Annotated in this window: 18 protein-coding genes and 1 tRNA gene; 6 read left to right on the top strand and 13 right to left on the bottom strand. The window is 63.1% G+C overall.

All coding sequences use genetic code 11. From position 1 onward, the window contains the following. The first annotated feature begins 89 nt into the window (after positions 1–89). Positions 90–440, top strand: a complete 351-nt coding sequence (locus B9A11_RS04435; protein WP_058247079.1) for a DUF6614 family protein — start codon at positions 90–92, stop codon at positions 438–440. Between the two features lie 187 nt (positions 441–627). Here B9A11_RS04435 and B9A11_RS04430 read toward each other — a convergent pair whose 3' ends face one another. Further along, entirely contained in the window at positions 628–2,103 is a 1,476-nt protein-coding gene (locus B9A11_RS04430) for a carboxypeptidase M32 (protein ID WP_058247080.1), read from the bottom strand. A 3-nt stretch (positions 2,104–2,106) separates the two neighbouring features. Then, positions 2,107–3,246 (bottom strand): heme A synthase, encoded by a 1,140-nt coding sequence (gene ctaA / locus B9A11_RS04425; RefSeq protein ID WP_058247081.1) that lies wholly within the window; start codon positions 3,244–3,246, stop codon positions 2,107–2,109. Positions 3,247–3,436: 190 nt separating this feature from the next. Between ctaA and B9A11_RS04420 the strand changes: the two genes are divergently transcribed. Next, positions 3,437–3,766: an SH3 domain-containing protein gene (locus B9A11_RS04420; RefSeq protein ID WP_058247082.1), complete on the top strand. Its 330-nt coding sequence runs from the start codon at positions 3,437–3,439 to the stop codon at positions 3,764–3,766. Between the two features lie 73 nt (positions 3,767–3,839). Here B9A11_RS04420 and B9A11_RS04415 read toward each other — a convergent pair whose 3' ends face one another. Continuing rightward, positions 3,840–4,586, bottom strand: coding sequence for an RNA methyltransferase (locus B9A11_RS04415; protein WP_058247083.1), 747 nt, complete (start codon positions 4,584–4,586; stop codon positions 3,840–3,842). Between the two features lie 156 nt (positions 4,587–4,742). Between B9A11_RS04415 and B9A11_RS04410 the strand changes: the two genes are divergently transcribed. After that, on the top strand, positions 4,743–5,360 hold the full coding sequence (locus B9A11_RS04410; protein ID WP_058247149.1) for a thiamine phosphate synthase: 618 nt from the start codon (positions 4,743–4,745) through the stop codon (positions 5,358–5,360). Positions 5,361–5,365: 5 nt separating this feature from the next. On the opposite strand, the gene olsA is transcribed toward B9A11_RS04410, so the two are convergent. The 3 genes from olsA to B9A11_RS04395 form a co-directional block, all read right to left on the bottom strand. Beyond that, positions 5,366–6,187 (bottom strand): lyso-ornithine lipid O-acyltransferase, encoded by an 822-nt coding sequence (gene olsA / locus B9A11_RS04405; RefSeq protein ID WP_058247084.1) that lies wholly within the window; start codon positions 6,185–6,187, stop codon positions 5,366–5,368. Next, a complete protein-coding gene (gene olsB / locus B9A11_RS04400; RefSeq protein ID WP_058247085.1) occupies positions 6,184–6,942 on the bottom strand; it encodes an L-ornithine N(alpha)-acyltransferase in 759 nt (252 codons plus the stop codon). Before olsB ends, olsA begins: the two co-directional genes overlap by 4 nt. A 123-nt stretch (positions 6,943–7,065) precedes the next feature. Further along, positions 7,066–7,248 (bottom strand): DUF3553 domain-containing protein, encoded by a 183-nt coding sequence (locus tag B9A11_RS04395; protein ID WP_058247086.1) that lies wholly within the window; start codon positions 7,246–7,248, stop codon positions 7,066–7,068. Between the two features lie 30 nt (positions 7,249–7,278). Here B9A11_RS04395 and B9A11_RS04390 point away from each other — a divergent pair, with 30 nt between their 5' ends. After that, positions 7,279–7,887: a histidine phosphotransferase family protein gene (locus B9A11_RS04390; protein WP_058247087.1), complete on the top strand. Its 609-nt coding sequence runs from the start codon at positions 7,279–7,281 to the stop codon at positions 7,885–7,887. A 3-nt stretch (positions 7,888–7,890) separates the two neighbouring features. Here the strand turns inward: B9A11_RS04390 and B9A11_RS04385 are convergent, their stop codons facing one another. From B9A11_RS04385 to B9A11_RS04355, 7 genes are all read right to left on the bottom strand, one after another. Further along, positions 7,891–9,156 (bottom strand): glutamate-5-semialdehyde dehydrogenase, encoded by a 1,266-nt coding sequence (locus B9A11_RS04385; RefSeq protein ID WP_058247088.1) that lies wholly within the window; start codon positions 9,154–9,156, stop codon positions 7,891–7,893. Between the two features lie 58 nt (positions 9,157–9,214). Beyond that, positions 9,215–10,318: a glutamate 5-kinase gene (gene proB / locus B9A11_RS04380; protein ID WP_058247089.1), complete on the bottom strand. Its 1,104-nt coding sequence runs from the start codon at positions 10,316–10,318 to the stop codon at positions 9,215–9,217. Then, the gene (obgE, locus tag B9A11_RS04375) at positions 10,306–11,355 is read right to left on the bottom strand and encodes a GTPase ObgE (RefSeq protein WP_058247090.1); all 1,050 of its coding nucleotides are present in this window, start codon (positions 11,353–11,355) and stop codon (positions 10,306–10,308) included. The genes proB and obgE overlap by 13 nt, the downstream gene beginning before the upstream one ends. Positions 11,356–11,460: 105 nt before the next feature. Further along, the gene (locus B9A11_RS04370) at positions 11,461–12,000 is read right to left on the bottom strand and encodes a GNAT family N-acetyltransferase (RefSeq protein ID WP_058247091.1); all 540 of its coding nucleotides are present in this window, start codon (positions 11,998–12,000) and stop codon (positions 11,461–11,463) included. A 185-nt stretch (positions 12,001–12,185) separates the two neighbouring features. Then, positions 12,186–12,455: a 50S ribosomal protein L27 gene (rpmA, locus tag B9A11_RS04365; protein ID WP_058247092.1), complete on the bottom strand. Its 270-nt coding sequence runs from the start codon at positions 12,453–12,455 to the stop codon at positions 12,186–12,188. Between the two features lie 19 nt (positions 12,456–12,474). Further along, the gene (locus B9A11_RS04360; RefSeq protein WP_058247093.1) at positions 12,475–13,050 is read right to left on the bottom strand and encodes a 50S ribosomal protein L21; all 576 of its coding nucleotides are present in this window, start codon (positions 13,048–13,050) and stop codon (positions 12,475–12,477) included. A 202-nt stretch (positions 13,051–13,252) separates the two neighbouring features. Continuing rightward, positions 13,253–14,068, bottom strand: a complete 816-nt coding sequence (locus B9A11_RS04355; RefSeq protein WP_058247094.1) for a DUF2059 domain-containing protein — start codon at positions 14,066–14,068, stop codon at positions 13,253–13,255. A 245-nt stretch (positions 14,069–14,313) separates the two neighbouring features. Here B9A11_RS04355 and B9A11_RS04350 point away from each other — a divergent pair. Then, positions 14,314–14,403, top strand: a tRNA-Ser gene (locus tag B9A11_RS04350). A 116-nt stretch (positions 14,404–14,519) separates the two neighbouring features. After that, complete coding sequence (locus B9A11_RS04345) at positions 14,520–14,759, top strand: hypothetical protein (RefSeq protein ID WP_143595797.1); 240 nt, start codon at positions 14,520–14,522, stop codon at positions 14,757–14,759. Positions 14,760–14,899 lie beyond the last annotated feature (140 nt).

Below are 14,899 nucleotides of genomic sequence, written 5' to 3'. Positions count from 1 at the left end.
TTCGGGGTCGCCATTTTTTGTGTTGGATTAGAAGCATTAAGGGGCGGGAAAGGCGACTGCGCAATGATCAAGCGCGGAGGAGAATAGCAATGAACCTGTACACCTGTTCAATTGATCTGAAAAATGACGCCAAGGCGCTGGTCTTTGCCAAGGCGGCAGAGGATTGGCTAAACCACCTCAAGTCCTTGAAAGTCATACAGGATTGGCACCTCTATCGGCGCAAGCTGAACCTTGCCTCCAGCCACCACCGCGATTTCCTGTTGCAGATCGAGGTCGAGGATATGAGCCAGCTTGACCAAGCCTTTCGCACGCTTGGCCGGCATGACGATACCATCGACGCCCTCTACCGCGCGGTGCACGAGCAGATTTTGGCGGCGGATTTCGGGCTGTACCGCCCCTTCCCCGATACCGAACGCGCCGAGCGGATGGCCCTGCTATAACCCTATACGAAAGAGCACGCACCATACGCCACGGCAGCGTTGCGGCGCGCAAAGATGGACTATAGAGTCAACTTTCAAGGACATCAGGGGATGCCCGCACAGACAGGTCTCGCGTGTCTTGCACACGTAAGAGCTTGCATACTGAACCTCAAAAAGCAGGGGAAACCCCTGCTTTTTCTTTGTCCGCTTACAGGCCGTAGAGCCCGGTGAACTTTTCGTCGAGGTAGTCCAGCAAAGGCGCCTCTGACGGGGCAGCCCCAGAGGCGCGTTCGATGACCTCGCGCGGGGTATACAGCCCGCCGTGGGTTTGCAGGTTGTCCCGCAGCCACGCGGTCGCGCCCGAGGTGTCGCCCTGCGCCAGTTGATCGTCGAGGGTCGGCACCGCCGAACGCAGCGCCTGATACAGGCACCCGGCATAGACATTGCCCAGCGAATAGGTCGGGAAATAGCCAAACAGGCCCGCCGACCAATGCACATCCTGCAAAACGCCATTCGACGGCTTGTCCACGGCAAAGCCGAAATCCGCCTCGAACCTATCGTTCCAAGCCGATTCCAGATCGCTCACCGCCAGATCGCCCGAGATCAACGCGCGCTCCAGATCGAAGCGCAGCAGCACATGCAGGTTGTACTGCAACTCATCCGACTCGGTGCGGATATAGCCGTTGTGCACCCGGTTCACGGCGGCATAAAACGCGTCCTCATCGGCCACGCCAAAGTCGCCAAAGGTGTCACGCATCTGGCCATAGAGCCAGCCGGTAAAGGCGCGCGAACGGCCCAGCTGGTTCTCGTAGATCCGGCTTTGGCTTTCGTGCACGCCCATGGACACACCCTGCCCCAGCGGCGTCAGCCGATAGGCGGCGTCGATGTTCTGCTCGTAACAGGCGTGGCCGACCTCATGGATGGTCGAGTACAAACAATTGAACGGATCCAATGGGTTGGTCCGCGTGGTGATGCGCACATCGTCGCCGCTGCCAGAGCTGAACGGATGCACCGCCTTGTCCACCCGGCCCCGTTTAAAGTCATAGCCAAAGGCCTTGGCGCAGGCCCGCGCCAGCTTCATCTGGCCGCTTTCGTCGAAGGGTCCTTCGAGACCAGCGGGCACCGGCTGGGCGAGAACCGCCTCGCGCAGCGCCACCAGACGCGGCCGCAGCGCGCCGAACATCGCCGCCAGATCGCTCGCCTTGGCCTGCGGTTCGTAGTCGTCGATCAGCGCGTCATAGACATCGCCGCCATCCGCCAGCGCCGCGCCCTCTTCCTGGCGCAGGGCGATCACCTCGGCCAAGGTCGGCGCGAAGGCGGCGAAATCGTCGTCGGCGCGCGCCTGCGCCCAGATCACGTGGCTTTGGCTGGTCTTGCGCGCAAGGGCCGAGGCCAGCGCCTCGGGGATCTTTTGCGCCCGCTCAAAGCTGCGGCGGATGTGGCGCAGATGCGCCTTGCCGACCGCGTCCAGCGCATCGTGATCAATCGCCGCCAGCCACTCGCCAATGCGCGGGCTGTTGCGGCGCTGGTGCAGCACGCCTTCCATCGCCGCCAGCTCTTCGCTGCGCTGATCGGCAGAGCCGCGCGGCATCATGGTTTCCTGATCCCAGCCCAGACGCCCGGCCACGCCCGCCAGCGCCTCGGTGTCGCGCTGAAAGGCCATCAACTCTTCAAAAGCACTCATGGGTTACCCTCGGATAGATTGTTGCACGGGATAGCGCGCCGCAAAGCGCGCCCGCAGGATCAGCACCCACAGCACAACCGCGCCGATCTGGTGCAGGATCGCGACCTGCCACGGGGCAAGGTACACAACCGTAACGATACCGAGCAGCATCTGGATGATCAACATCGCCAGCACCGCGTTAAAGCGGAACCGCGTGTCGCTTTGCGCGGATCGCCGCCCACGCAGCCAGACCACAATGCCAAAGGCCATCAAGAGATAGCCCGCCATCCGGTGCATGAATTGCACCAGCCCAGCGTTCTCAAAGAAGTTGCGCCAGACCGGGTCCAGATCGAAGGGATACGGCGGGAAAAAGCCCCCGGCCATAAGCGGCCAATCGTTAAAGCTGCGGCCCGCGTCGATGCCCGCCACCAGCGCGCCCAGCAGGATTTGCAAGAAAGCAAAGTGCAACAACCCGGTGGACATCTTGAAAAGTTTCACTTCAGCCAGACGGCGCGCCTGCATCAGCTCGCGTTCCTCGCGCCCAAGGCTAAAGACAAACCACGCGATAAACCCAAGGATCACAAAGGCCAGCCCAAGGTGCGTGGCAAGGCGATAGGACGCCACGTCCAACATCTGACCGCCAAGGCCGGAATGCACCATCCACCAGCCCACGGCCCCTTGCAGACCGCCCAAGACGCCGATGCCAAACAGGCGGCCCGTCCAGCCCGCGGGGATGCGTTTTGCCGCCCAAAAGCCAAAGAACCCGACCGCCCAGACAAGGCCGATCACGCGCCCAAGCTGACGGTGACCCCATTCCCACCAGTAGATGGATTTGAATTCGGACAGGCTCATCCCCTTGTTTTGCAACTGGTATTCAGGAATTTCCTTATACTTGGCAAACTCACTGTCCCACGCCTCGGCGGACATGGGGGGGATCGCGCCGGTGATCGGCTTCCACTCTGTGATCGACAGGCCAGAGTCCGTCAGCCGCGTCAAACCGCCCACGGCGATCATCACCATCACCAGCGCGAACAACACCATGAGCCACGCCCGGATCGCCCCGCGCGCGCCGCGTTTGTTGGCGTCGATCATGCCGCCTGCGGGGGCGGTGCGCGCCGGGGTGTCTTGCCCCACTTCTTCAAAGAGTTTGCGTTTCTCGGCCATCGTCTTCTCCCGAATTTCGTGGGGACAGTAGTGCGCAGCACCGGGCGCTTCAAGCGGATGCGACCACGCGTCCCAAAGGTAAGGAAAACCTCAGTAATGGTTTCCGGACTTATGCGAATGCGGGTCGGGACGTACCTTGGATGCACAAGTCAAGGCCCACCACCCCAACGCATTTCCAAGGACCATCCCGATGAAAAAGATCCTTCTTTCCGCCGTCCTCGCCGCCGCCACGCTGACCGCTTCGGCCGCCTCTGCCACCCAAGCCTGGGTCGGCTCCTCGGCGCTGAACGCCCGCTCTGGCCCCGGCACCAATTACCACGTCCTGGGCACCTTCAAGCCCTGCACCCCGGTGCATGTGGTGGCACACAGCCACGGCTGGGCCAAGGTTGCCTACAACCATGGGTATTACTGGGTTTCGGCCAAGTATCTGAGCAACCAGTCCTGCCACTATGCCCCGGCCCCCAAGAAAACCCACAAAAAGCCGGTCTATAAAAAGCCCCACAGCGGCTACGGCTACTGACGGCGCGCGCCGGTCTTCTCCTCCCGGATCGGCCCAGCCGCCAGCGGATCAGCCCCCAAAGCTGGTCCGCTTTTTACTTGTCGCGCTCTTTCCAGCGCACGATCTGACGCATCATGCCGTGCAACATCTGTACATCGGCGCGCGTCAGGGGCATCCGGCTCCACATGTTGCGCAGGTTCAGCTTCATGCTGGCGACCTTATGCTCGGGGAAGAAAAAGCCCGCCTCCTCCATCCGGTCCTCGTAGTGCTTGGCCAGATGCTCGATCTCTTCGCCGTTGGCCCAGTCGGTTCCGGCCAGTTCCTCTTGGATCGCGGGGGCGTTGCCCACAGCGCGCTGCCATTCGTAGGCGCAAAGCAGCACGCACTGCCCAAGGTTGAGCGAGGCAAATTGCGGGTTCACCGGCACCGAGATGATGGCATTCGCCCGGCTGATATCGTCATTCTCAAGGCCCGCCCGTTCCGGCCCGAACAGCACAGCCACCTTTTCGCCGCGCGCTATGCGGTCGCGGGCCTCGATCATCGCCTGTTCCGGCGTGAAAATCGTCTTGGTCAGATCACGTGAGCGCGCGGTCGTCGCCATCACATAGGTGCAATCGGACAGCGCGCCGGGCAGATCCTCGGCCAGCTGCGCCTCGTCCAGCAGACGCCCCGCGCCCGACGACATCGCCACGGCGCGCGGGTTCGGCCAGCCGTCGCGCGGGGCCACCAGCCGCATCCGGTCCAACCCAAAGTTCCACATTGCCCGCGCTGCCGCGCCAATGTTCTCGCCCATCTGCGGTCGCACCAGCACAAAAGCCGGTTGAGGAGTGCCCGTCGCCATCTGTCTTTTCCCCGTCAAAATGCGACGCCTGCCTAAGGGGCCATCCGCGTGCACGCAAGCCCTGCCCGCCCGCAAACCCCGCCTTTGCAGCAAATCCTTATGGTCAAACCGCAAATTCCACGTTAAGAGACGCGGCCAAGCCCACAGGAGCGAATGATGGCCCAGGACGACGCCCCCCAGATCTATCTCGTGACCCCGCCCGAGTTTGAACTCGGCACGTTTCCCGCAGAGCTTGCCCGTGTCATGGGTGAGGTCGAGATCGCCTGCCTGCGCCTGTCGCTGGCCACCCGCGACGAAGACCGCCTGATGCGCGCCGCCGATGCCGTGCGCGAAGTGGCGCATCAGCAGGACGTGGCCTTGGTCATCGACACCCATGTGGTGCTGGCGCAGCGGCTGGGCCTTGACGGGGTGCATCTGCTGGACGGCGCACGCTCGGTCCGCGCGGCCCGCAAAGAGCTGGGCGCGGATGCGATCGTCGGCGCCTATTGCGCGCAGTCGCGTCACGACGGCATGACCGCGGGCGAAAACGGCGCGGATTATATTTCCTTCGGGCCGGTGTCCGGCGCGCTTGGCGGCGGCGAATTGGCGGACAAGGAGCTGTTCCAGTGGTGGTCCGAGATGATCGAAGTGCCGGTCGTCGCCGAGGGCAACCTGACCGAAGCGCTTGTGCGCGATCTGGCCCCCGTGACCGACTTTTTCGCCATCGGCGAGGAAATCTGGAACACCGAAGACCCGCTGGCCACGCTCAAAGCGCTGCGCGCCGCGATGGTCTGAGGGCGTTAACGCGCGAGGCTGAACCCGCCCCGCGTTTGCTGTTCGAGGGTTGCGGCCAGCGCTTTGCGATCCGCGAAATCCGCCACCCGCACCGGCGGATGATAGGTCAGCGTCACGCTGCCCTGACACGGCTGGCCCAGCACATGCAGCAGGTAGGGCGCGAAATCCATGCCGCCCCACCAACCGTAAAAATACGGCTCACGGCCTTTAGGCGCTTGGTAAGAGACACTAACGGCCTGCACTTGCAAGCGCTCGCGCAGGGCGTCGTCGAAAAAGGCCGCAAAGAGCGTCGTCTTGAACGGCAACACGCGCTGGTTGTCGGTCGAGGTGCCCTCGGGGAAGAACAACAGGCGGTGACCGTGCAGCAAACGATCCTGGAAGACCTGCGTCTGGGCCTTGGCCTCGCGGCGGTCGCGCTTGATGAAAACGGTGCCGGTGGCGCGCGCCAGCCAGCCGATCCCGGCCCAGCCAGACACCTCTTGCTTGGCGACAAAATAGACGTTCTTGCGGCTGTTGAGGACAAAAATATCCAGCCAGGACGAATGGTTGGCGACCACCGCGCCGGGGCCTTTCATACGCGGTCCCGTGGCGCGCAGGCGCAGCCCCATGATCCGCAACGTGGTACGGCAAACGGCTTGCGTGATCCACGGAGTCACCGGCCGATCCATCCCGAACAGCGGCCTTTCGATCAGGCGTAGGCTGAGCAACAGCAGCAACCCGCCGAAATTCACCAGCCCGATCAGCGGCAACCTATAGGCGATACACAGCCAGCCCAAGGCCGAGATGCGAATCTGCGGCGCAGGCGTGCCCCCGTCCCAGGTGCTCATGCGCGCGCCTTGGTGTACATGGATTTCTGCGCCTCGGTCATCCGCGCGGTGTCCATGACAAGACAAACGTCAGTTGTGTTAAAGGACTTATCCACAAAGGCGCCCTCGCCCACGCAGCCGCCTAAACGAAGGTACGCCTTGATCAGCGCTGGCATCGCCTGCATCGCGGCGCGGCGATCCAGATCGGCCTGTGGGATCAGGTCCATCGGCTGGAAATCGCGCGCCCGAACCCGCAGGTCGGCGGGCGCCAAGTGGCGGTGATGGAGGAAGGACAACGGCTCCGCCAGCGCACCCACATCGGTGCCGTGAAACGACGCCGTGCCGAACAGAACCTCGACCCCATGGTCCAGTACATACTGCCCCAGCCCCTGCCACAGCCGGAACATCGCCCCGCCGCCGCGATACTCAGCGTGCAGGCAAGACCGCCCTAATTCCAATAGCTTACGCCCCGAGGCCCGCAGCGGTTCAAGGTCGTATTCATCCTCGGAATAGAACTGCCCGGCGGCCTCTGCCTGCTCTTGGCGCATCAGGCGGTAGACGCCGACAACCATGCCATCCCGCATGGGATCGCGCACCAAGAGGTGGTCCACGAAGGGATCGAACCGATCCCGTTCCAGCCGCGCGTCGTGGTCAACCAGCGCGCCATCGCCGCCAAGTTCATCCACAAAAACCTCGTAGCGCAGACGCTGCGCGGCGCGAATATCGGCCTCGCCCTGCGCCAGTTGCAGCTCGAAATGCTGGCCTTGTACGGTCATCTTTTGGCTCCGCCATCGGTTCCCGGCGGGTTTTAGCAGACAACCGCTCAAAGACAACAGCATCGAAAACGCGACGAAAGGCGCGACTTTGGTTAACCTTATCTCAACCTCTGATATACTAGGTTAACCATCAAAGACCGGGGTCAAGGCGACCCGGTTGCCGTCGATCACCACTTTTCCTTCCTCGCGGAAGTTCACGGTGATGCGGCCACCGATGTTGGACTGCACCTGTCCGATGCCCCAATCCGGTTGATCCGGGTGCTTCACCAGCATCCCCGGTTCGAGCAAAGAGTTGAGTTCGTTCATCATTTCATCCTTCACGGAGGAACATACTACATGCCGCAGTCCAGCGCCAACCTCGCGTCGCTTGTGGGGTCTCGCCTCTGCCACGACCTGATCAGCCCAATCGGGGCCATCCAAAACGGGCTGGAACTGATCGCTCTGTCCGGTGGATCAGAGCCTGAGTCCCCCGAAATGTCGCTGATCCAGGAAAGCTGTACCAGCGCGACCGCCCGGATTCAGTTCTTTCGCGTCGCCTTTGGAAGCGCCAAGTCAGAACAGACCCTAGGTCAACGCGAGATCGTGTCCACCCTGACCGCCACAACCCAAGGCGGGCGGCTGCGCGCCGACTGGGTGCCGCAGGGGGAATTCTCGCGCCACGACGTGCAACTGGCCTTTTTGACCTTTCTGTGTTGCGAAAGCGCGCTGCCCGCAGGCGGCACCGTGCGCATTGACCACGATATGGCCGGTTGGTCGATCACCGCGACGGGCCCGCGTCTGAACATGGTGCAGCCGCTGTGGGATCACCTCAATGGCCTTGTGCCGCTGGACGACGTCGGCCCAGAACGGGTGCATTTCGCCCTGCTTGTCGTGCTGGCCGAAGAGCGCGGCTATAAGGTGATGGTGACCAGTGACGACAGCACGATCACCATCAAGATTGCCTGACGCTTAGCTGCGCACCGTCCCGTCACCGACCACGATGTACTTGAAGCTGGTCAGCTGCTCGGCCCCCACCGGGCCGCGCGCGTGCATCTTGCCGGTGGCGATGCCGATCTCGGCGCCCATGCCAAACTCGCCCCCGTCCGCAAACTGGGTCGAGGCGTTGCGCATCAGAATGGCGCTGTCCACCCGGCTAAAGAACCGGTCGGCGGCGGCGTCATCCTCGGTGATGATGCAATCGGTGTGGCTCGAGCTGTACTGCCGGATATGGGCAATCGCGCCGTCCAGATCGTCGACCACCTTGGCGGCGATGATGCTGTCAAGGTATTCGCAGCCCCAATCGGCTTCGGTCGCCTGAACGGTGCCGGCGATCTGCGACAGGGTCTCGTCGCCGCGCACTTCGACGCCCGCCTCGACCAGCGCCTTGATCAGCCCCTGCCCCAGCGTGTCCACCACATCGCGGTGGATCAGCAAGCATTCCGCCGCACCGCAAATCCCCGTCCGGCGGGTTTTCGCGTTCATCACCACGCTCAGTGCTTTGACCGGATCGGCGTCCTTGTCGATATAGATGTGCACGATGCCCTCGAGATGGGCAAAGACCGGCACCCGCGCCTCACGCTGTACCAGCCCCACCAAGCCCTTGCCGCCCCGCGGGACAATCACGTCGATATAGTCCGTCATGGTCAGCATTTCCTGCACCGCCGCACGGTCGCGGGTCGGCACGCGCTGGATGGCATCCTCGGGCAGACCGGCGGCGCGCAGGCCCTCAACGAGGCAGGCGTGGATCGCGCCTGACGAGTGAAAACTCTCGGAGCCGCCGCGCAGGATCACCGCGTTCCCAGCCTTGAGGCACAGCGCGCCCGCGTCCGCCGTCACGTTGGGACGGCTTTCGTAGATCACACCGATCACCCCAAGCGGCGTGCGCACGCGCTTGATATGCAGGCCCGTGGGCCGATCCCATTCGGACATCACCTGCCCCACCGGATCGTCCTGCGCCGCCACCGCCCGCAGGCTGTCGGCGATGCCCTTGATGCGCGCATCGTCCAGCATCAAACGGTCCATCATGGCGTCCGACAGACCTTTTTCACGGCCAAAGTCCATATCCTTGGCATTGGCAAGGGTCACCTCGGCGCGGCGCGCCCACAGGGTATCGGCCGCCACCTCAAGCGCCTTTTGCTTGACCTCGGCTGGGGCAAAAGCGAGCTCGGCTGCGGCGGCCTTGGCACGGGCGCCGATCTGCTGCATGAGGGCGGGAATGTCGGTCATATCCTTCATGGCGTGTCTCGCTTTTGGTTAGGTTAGGATCAGGGTTGTACTCGAAATGGTCGCCCGGTCAAAGCGCCATATCATCATGGTGGATCACAACGGCGCGTCCGGGATAGCCGAGGACCTCTTCGATTTCAGAGCTGTGCCGCCCGGCGATCGCCGTGGCTTCATCGTGGGTGTAGCGGGTCAACCCCTGCCCCAGATGCCGCCCATCCAAGGCGCGCAGGGTCACAGGCTCGCCCCGGCCAAAGGTGCCGGACACCGCGCTTAGCCCCGCAGGCAGCAAGGATTTCCCCTGCGCCAGCGCCCGTGCCGCCCCTGCGTCGATGGTCAGCACGCCTTGCGGCTTCATCGCCGCGATCCAGCGTTTGCGGGCGGCGTGCGGGTTGATGTCGGGGGTAAACCACGTGGCGCGCGCGCCCTTGGCCAGCCGGTCCAGCGGGTGCAAATCGGCCCCGTGACAGATCGCCATCGCACAGCCCGAGGCGGTCGCGGTCTTGGCCGCCATAAGCTTGGTGATCATCCCGCCCTTGGACAGGCCAGAGACGCCCTCACCTGCCATCGCCTCGATCTCGGGGGTGATCTTGTCGACGATATCAAAGTGTTGCGCGTCCGGGTCGGTGTTGGGGTTGGCCGTATAAAGCCCATCCACATCCGACAGCAGCACCAGCGTATCCGCCCCGATGGTCACCGCGATCTGCGCCGCGAGACGGTCGTTGTCGCCATAGCGGATCTCATCGGTGGCCACGGTGTCGTTCTCGTTGACGATGGGCACCGCGCCGAACCCCAGCAGCGTTTCAAGCGTCGCCCGCGCGTTCAGGTACCGCCGCCGATCCGAGGTATCCTCGAGCGTCAGCAAGACCTGCGCCGTGGTCAAACCATGCGGCGCCAAAGCCTCTTCCCACGCGCGGGCAAGACCGATCTGGCCCACCGCGGCGGCGGCTTGGCTTTGCTCGAGCGGCAGCTCTGCGTAGGGCAGTTTCAGGATGCCGCGCCCCAGCGCGATGGACCCCGAAGAGACCAAGACCACATCCGCCCCGCGCGCCTTGAGCGCCGCGATATCCTGTGCAATCGACGCCAGCCAATCGGCCCGAAGGCCGGTCTGGCGGTCCACCAACAGCGCCGAGCCGATCTTGACGACGACCCGTTGCGCCTCGTTCAGGGATGCCACGCGCCGCCCTCCTCCTCGTCCTCGGGATCGCGGGGACGGTCGGCTTCGCGGCGGGCCTCGACGTGCGGACGCAGGGCGCGCAGCACCTCGGTCACACCTTCCTTGGAGGCACCGGACATCAGCATGACGCCCTCCGCCCCGGCGGCGTGCAGCTCATCGCGCAGGAATTCACGCTCTTCGTCATCCAGCGCGTCGATCTTGTTCAAAACGGTGACACGCGGCTTTTCCGACAGCCCTTCGCCATAGGCGTCAAGCTCGTCGCAAATGGTCTGGTAATCCTCGATCAAGGTGCCGGACGTGCCGTCGATCAGGTGCAACAGCACTGCCGAGCGCTCCACATGCCCAAGGAAGATATCGCCCAAACCGCGCCCTTCGTGTGCGCCTTCGATCAGGCCGGGAATGTCGGCCACGACGAATTCGGTGTTGTCGACGCCCACAACCCCAAGGTTGGGGTGCAGCGTGGTAAAGGGGTAATCGGCGATCTTGGGCCGCGCGTTGGACGTCGCCGCAAGGAAGGTCGACTTGCCCGCGTTCGGCAGACCCACCAGACCCACGTCGGCGATCAGCTTGAGCCGCAACCACAGGGTGCGCTCGATGCACTCTTGGCCCGGGTTGGCGCGGCGGGGTGCCTGGTTCGTCGAGGTTTTAAAGTGCAGGTTGCCCCAGCCGCCGTTGCCACCCTTAGCCAGCAGCACGCGCTGGCCCAGTTCGGTCAGGTCGGCGACCACGGTTTCCTCATCCTCGTCGAGGATCTCGGTGCCCACGGGCACGCGCAGAATGATGTCGTCGCCATCCTTGCCGGTGCGCGCGCGGCCCATGCCGCCCTGCCCGTTCTGCGCAAACCAATGCTGCTGATAGCGAAAGTCGATGAGCGTGTTCAGCCCATCCACCGCCTCGGCCCAGACCGAACCGCCCTTGCCGCCGTCGCCGCCATCGGGCCCGCCGTATTCGATGAATTTCTCACGGCGGAAGGAAATGCAGCCATTCCCCCCCGAACCGGAGCGGACATAGACCTTGCAGAGATCGAGGAATTTCATGGCGGCGGCTTTCTAACTGGTTGGGGGCGGTTTAGCCGGGATTCGGCGCGCTCTCAAGCGCTGACACGGCCCGGCGCCGCCATAAGGCTCGGGCCACGCAGACGCCTAGCCCAGTTTTCGAAGGTAGGTCCAGGTTGGGACCTTGGTGCCTCGCGCCACCGAGAACGTCTCGGCGTCGCCAATGTATTCAAAGCCCGCGTGCACCAGGACGCGCGCCGAGGCCGGGTTGTCCTGAAACACCGAGGCGAACAGCGTGGTGCAGTTCAGCGGGTTGGCCGCCACCAGCGCGTTCACCGCGTCAGAGGCAAGGCCCGTGTTCCAGAACGCCGGCGCGATCCAATAGCTGACCTCGGACTGGCCGTCATCGACGTGGGTCAGGGTCACAACCCCCATCAACTCGCTTCCGCCGACCTTGGTGGCATCCAGCGCCCAGACGTCCTCGGCGCGGTCCGGGGCGGTGACGCGGGTCACATAGGCCTCGGCCGCGGTGGGCGGCAACGGGTGCGGGATCGTCGCGGTCATCCGCGCCAGGCGCTCTTCGCTGGCGTAATGTTCGATCAACCCCATGTCCGAACGGCGCAAGGGCCGCAGGTCAAAGCGGTCGGTTTCAACCAAAGGCTGGCTGGTCATGGTATCGAGGCTCATCTGCACGCTCCTCCTGTGCAACTGCCTGAAACAATTAGGCGTTTCGTTACGTATTTCACCCTTTCGCGGCGCTTTTATGGCCAAGCCCCCTCGAATCCCCATTCCCGGCAAGGTCAAGCGCGCAAAAGAAAAGGGACCGGCAGTCCTGCCGATCCCCTGTTTTTCTTCAAAACCCTCAGGTCGGCTTACTCAGCGGCCTCCGCCACCGGGAGAACCGAAATAAAGGTGCGGCCTTTGAGGCCCTTGTGGAAGGTGACTGCGCCTTCGACGGTTGCAAAGATGGTGTGATCTTTGCCCATGCCAACGCCTTCGCCCGGCCAGAATTTGGTGCCGCGCTGACGTGCGATGATGTTGCCCGGGATGGCCGCCTGGCCACCGTACAGTTTCACACCAAGACGGCGACCCGCAGAGTCGCGACCGTTACGGGAGGAACCGCCTGCTTTTTTATGTGCCATGAGTGTCTCTCCTTAGAACTTAGGCCAGAGTTTTGGCCTGCTCGACCCACTCAGGCTTGACCTTGGTGGCTTCGAACGTGTCTGCGTCAACAGCTGCGAGCTGGGCAAAGGTGGTGATGCCTGCGTCGTTCAGCTTTTTGGCGGCGGCGGGGCCGACACCGGTGATGGTGGTCAGATCGTCACCAGCTGCGGCTGCCGGAGCGGCCTTTGCTGCGGCGGGAGCGGCTGCCTTGGGGGCAGACCCTGCGCCAGTCGCGGCCTTGACGCCGGACTTGTCGCCACCGTCGGCGAGGATCTCGGTCACGCGCAGCAGCGTCAGTTGCTGGCGGTGGCCCTTGGTGCGCTGCGACGAGTGCTTACGACGACGCTTGACGAAGTTGATGGTCTTTTCGCCTTTGATCTGGTCGATCACTTCGGCCTGAACAGCCGCACCTGCGACGAGCGGTGCACCAACAACAGTGTTGTCGCCACCGATCATCAGAATATCGTTGAATTGGACGGTCTCGCCCGCATCGGCTGCCAGCTTCTCCACACGAAGGACATCCCCCGCCTGGACTTTGTACTGCTTGCCGCCGGTTTTCATCACCGCGAACATACGCGTGTTCCTTTCATTCCCGCGTTCTTTGGTCCCCGGATCAGGTCCGGGCGTTTCGCGTGGCTTGGGCCACTTACCTCGAACGGCGCGCCCTGTTACGGGGCGTTCGTTTCAACAAAAAACAAAAGCGGGGCCTGTGGGACCCCGTCTTTCGTCCGCGCTACATAGGCAAAGCCATGCGCCCTGTCAACAACCTTGGCGTTTACAGGTCCTGGCCCTGCATCTGCTGCGCGGCGGCCAGCCCCAGCGCATAAGAGATGTCGTCATACATCTTGTTGAATGCGGTGAACAAAGCGCGGTTCAGCGCCATCCCTTCGGGCGTTGCAGACAGGTCGATGTACTGGTCCAGCTCGCGGTCGCTGAGCGGATCATAGGCCATCAAGAGAAAGCCATACAGCCACTCTTGGGTGTCAGAGCGGGTCTCTGGCTCTTGCGCCCAGACGTCCTGGATGATGTCGGATTCGCTCATCTCAAAGCCGCCGCCGTCCACCAGCCCCAGGTAGAACCGGAAAGAGGCGTTCATCGCCCCGGCCACGTTGGAGTCCAGCAGGTCGTTCGCCTCGATAAAGCGGGTGATCTGCCGGGTGCGCCCCCCGTCCGGGTCGGCAAAACGATAGGTCGAGCGCGCCATCTCTTCGACCTCGTCGTCGATCATGGCCTCGCGCGCGGCCAGCTCCAGCTCGACGATTTCCTGCCCTTGGTCCGACTCGAAAAAGTCAATTAGCGGCGTCAGGTCAGTGTCCCCGAGCGCGGCGGTGAATTCCGCTTCGATCAGGCTTTCCATCCGGTCGGTGTCATAGATGTCTTCCAAAAGACGCTGCCAGCCCGCATCGCCCCCCTGGAACATGTCTTCGCCCAGCTCGGCCCCGTAGGCCAGCCCCTCGGTGCGCATGGTGGCGATCATATCGTCCAGCCGCAGCGCGTCGATCAGATCGTCCGCGGGGGCCGCGTGCAAAGGCCAAGCCAGCAAAGCTGCCCCGAGGGTCATGCCGATACGTTGAACCGCCTGTGCGCGCATAATGCCAGCTCCTGTTTGCTATGGGAAAGCTAGTGCAGGGCGCGTGTCTCAACAAGGTGCTGCGTGCAGTGGTGCGCAAGGCTTTGCCGGTTTTTGCCTGCAATTCTAGCGAGTGTGCTCCCCCTACCCGCTCTGCCTGTGGCTTGGGCTTTGGGTTAAAATGCGAGGCCATGTGACTTTTTTCGATTTTCCCTGTTGCGCCCGGTTTGGGGATTGTCTAAACGACCGCTCACCAAGACCCCCGCGGAGAGGTGCCGGAGTGGTCGAACGGGGCGGTCTCGAAAACCGTTGTCCCTTCACGGGGACCCAGGGTTCGAATCCCTGTCTCTCCGCCACCCCCCTAAGTCATTGATTTGTAGGGTTTAAATCAAGGGTGGCACACACCATCCTGTGGTACAGGACGGACCACATTCAACCGCCGCAGATCACCTCGGGCTCGCCGGAGCCTGACATGCAGTATCTCACCAAGCCCCGAGGCCGAGGATACTCTCTTCGCATGGTCACGCCCCCTGTGCTGGTCGGAACCCAGAACTCTTGGACCAAGAAATCCTTCGGCAACGAAATCAAACTCGGGCTGAACACGACCAGCCACGCAGAAGCCGTCCGCCTGCGGGACGTGCGCATTGGCCAGATCAGACAGCTTGAAGCCGACGCCAAGGCCAGAAGCGCATTGGCCGGATCATCGACCTAAGCCCAGAGAGCGCCTCTGAGTGGCGACAAATGCGGGCCGAGGCATTAGGCTCAGGCCTCATTAAGATTTGAGGGACAAGGTTATGCAGGGGCGTCGTGGAGACCTGCATCATGAGCGATTTGTTCTGGCTCACAGAGGCA

This window comes from Tropicibacter naphthalenivorans, assembly GCF_900176475.1.
In the GTDB taxonomy this organism is placed as follows: Bacteria; Pseudomonadota; Alphaproteobacteria; order Rhodobacterales; family Rhodobacteraceae; genus Tropicibacter; species Tropicibacter naphthalenivorans.
The sequence above is the reverse complement of the archived record's forward strand: the minus strand, read 5'-3'. Positions and strand labels throughout refer to the sequence as shown.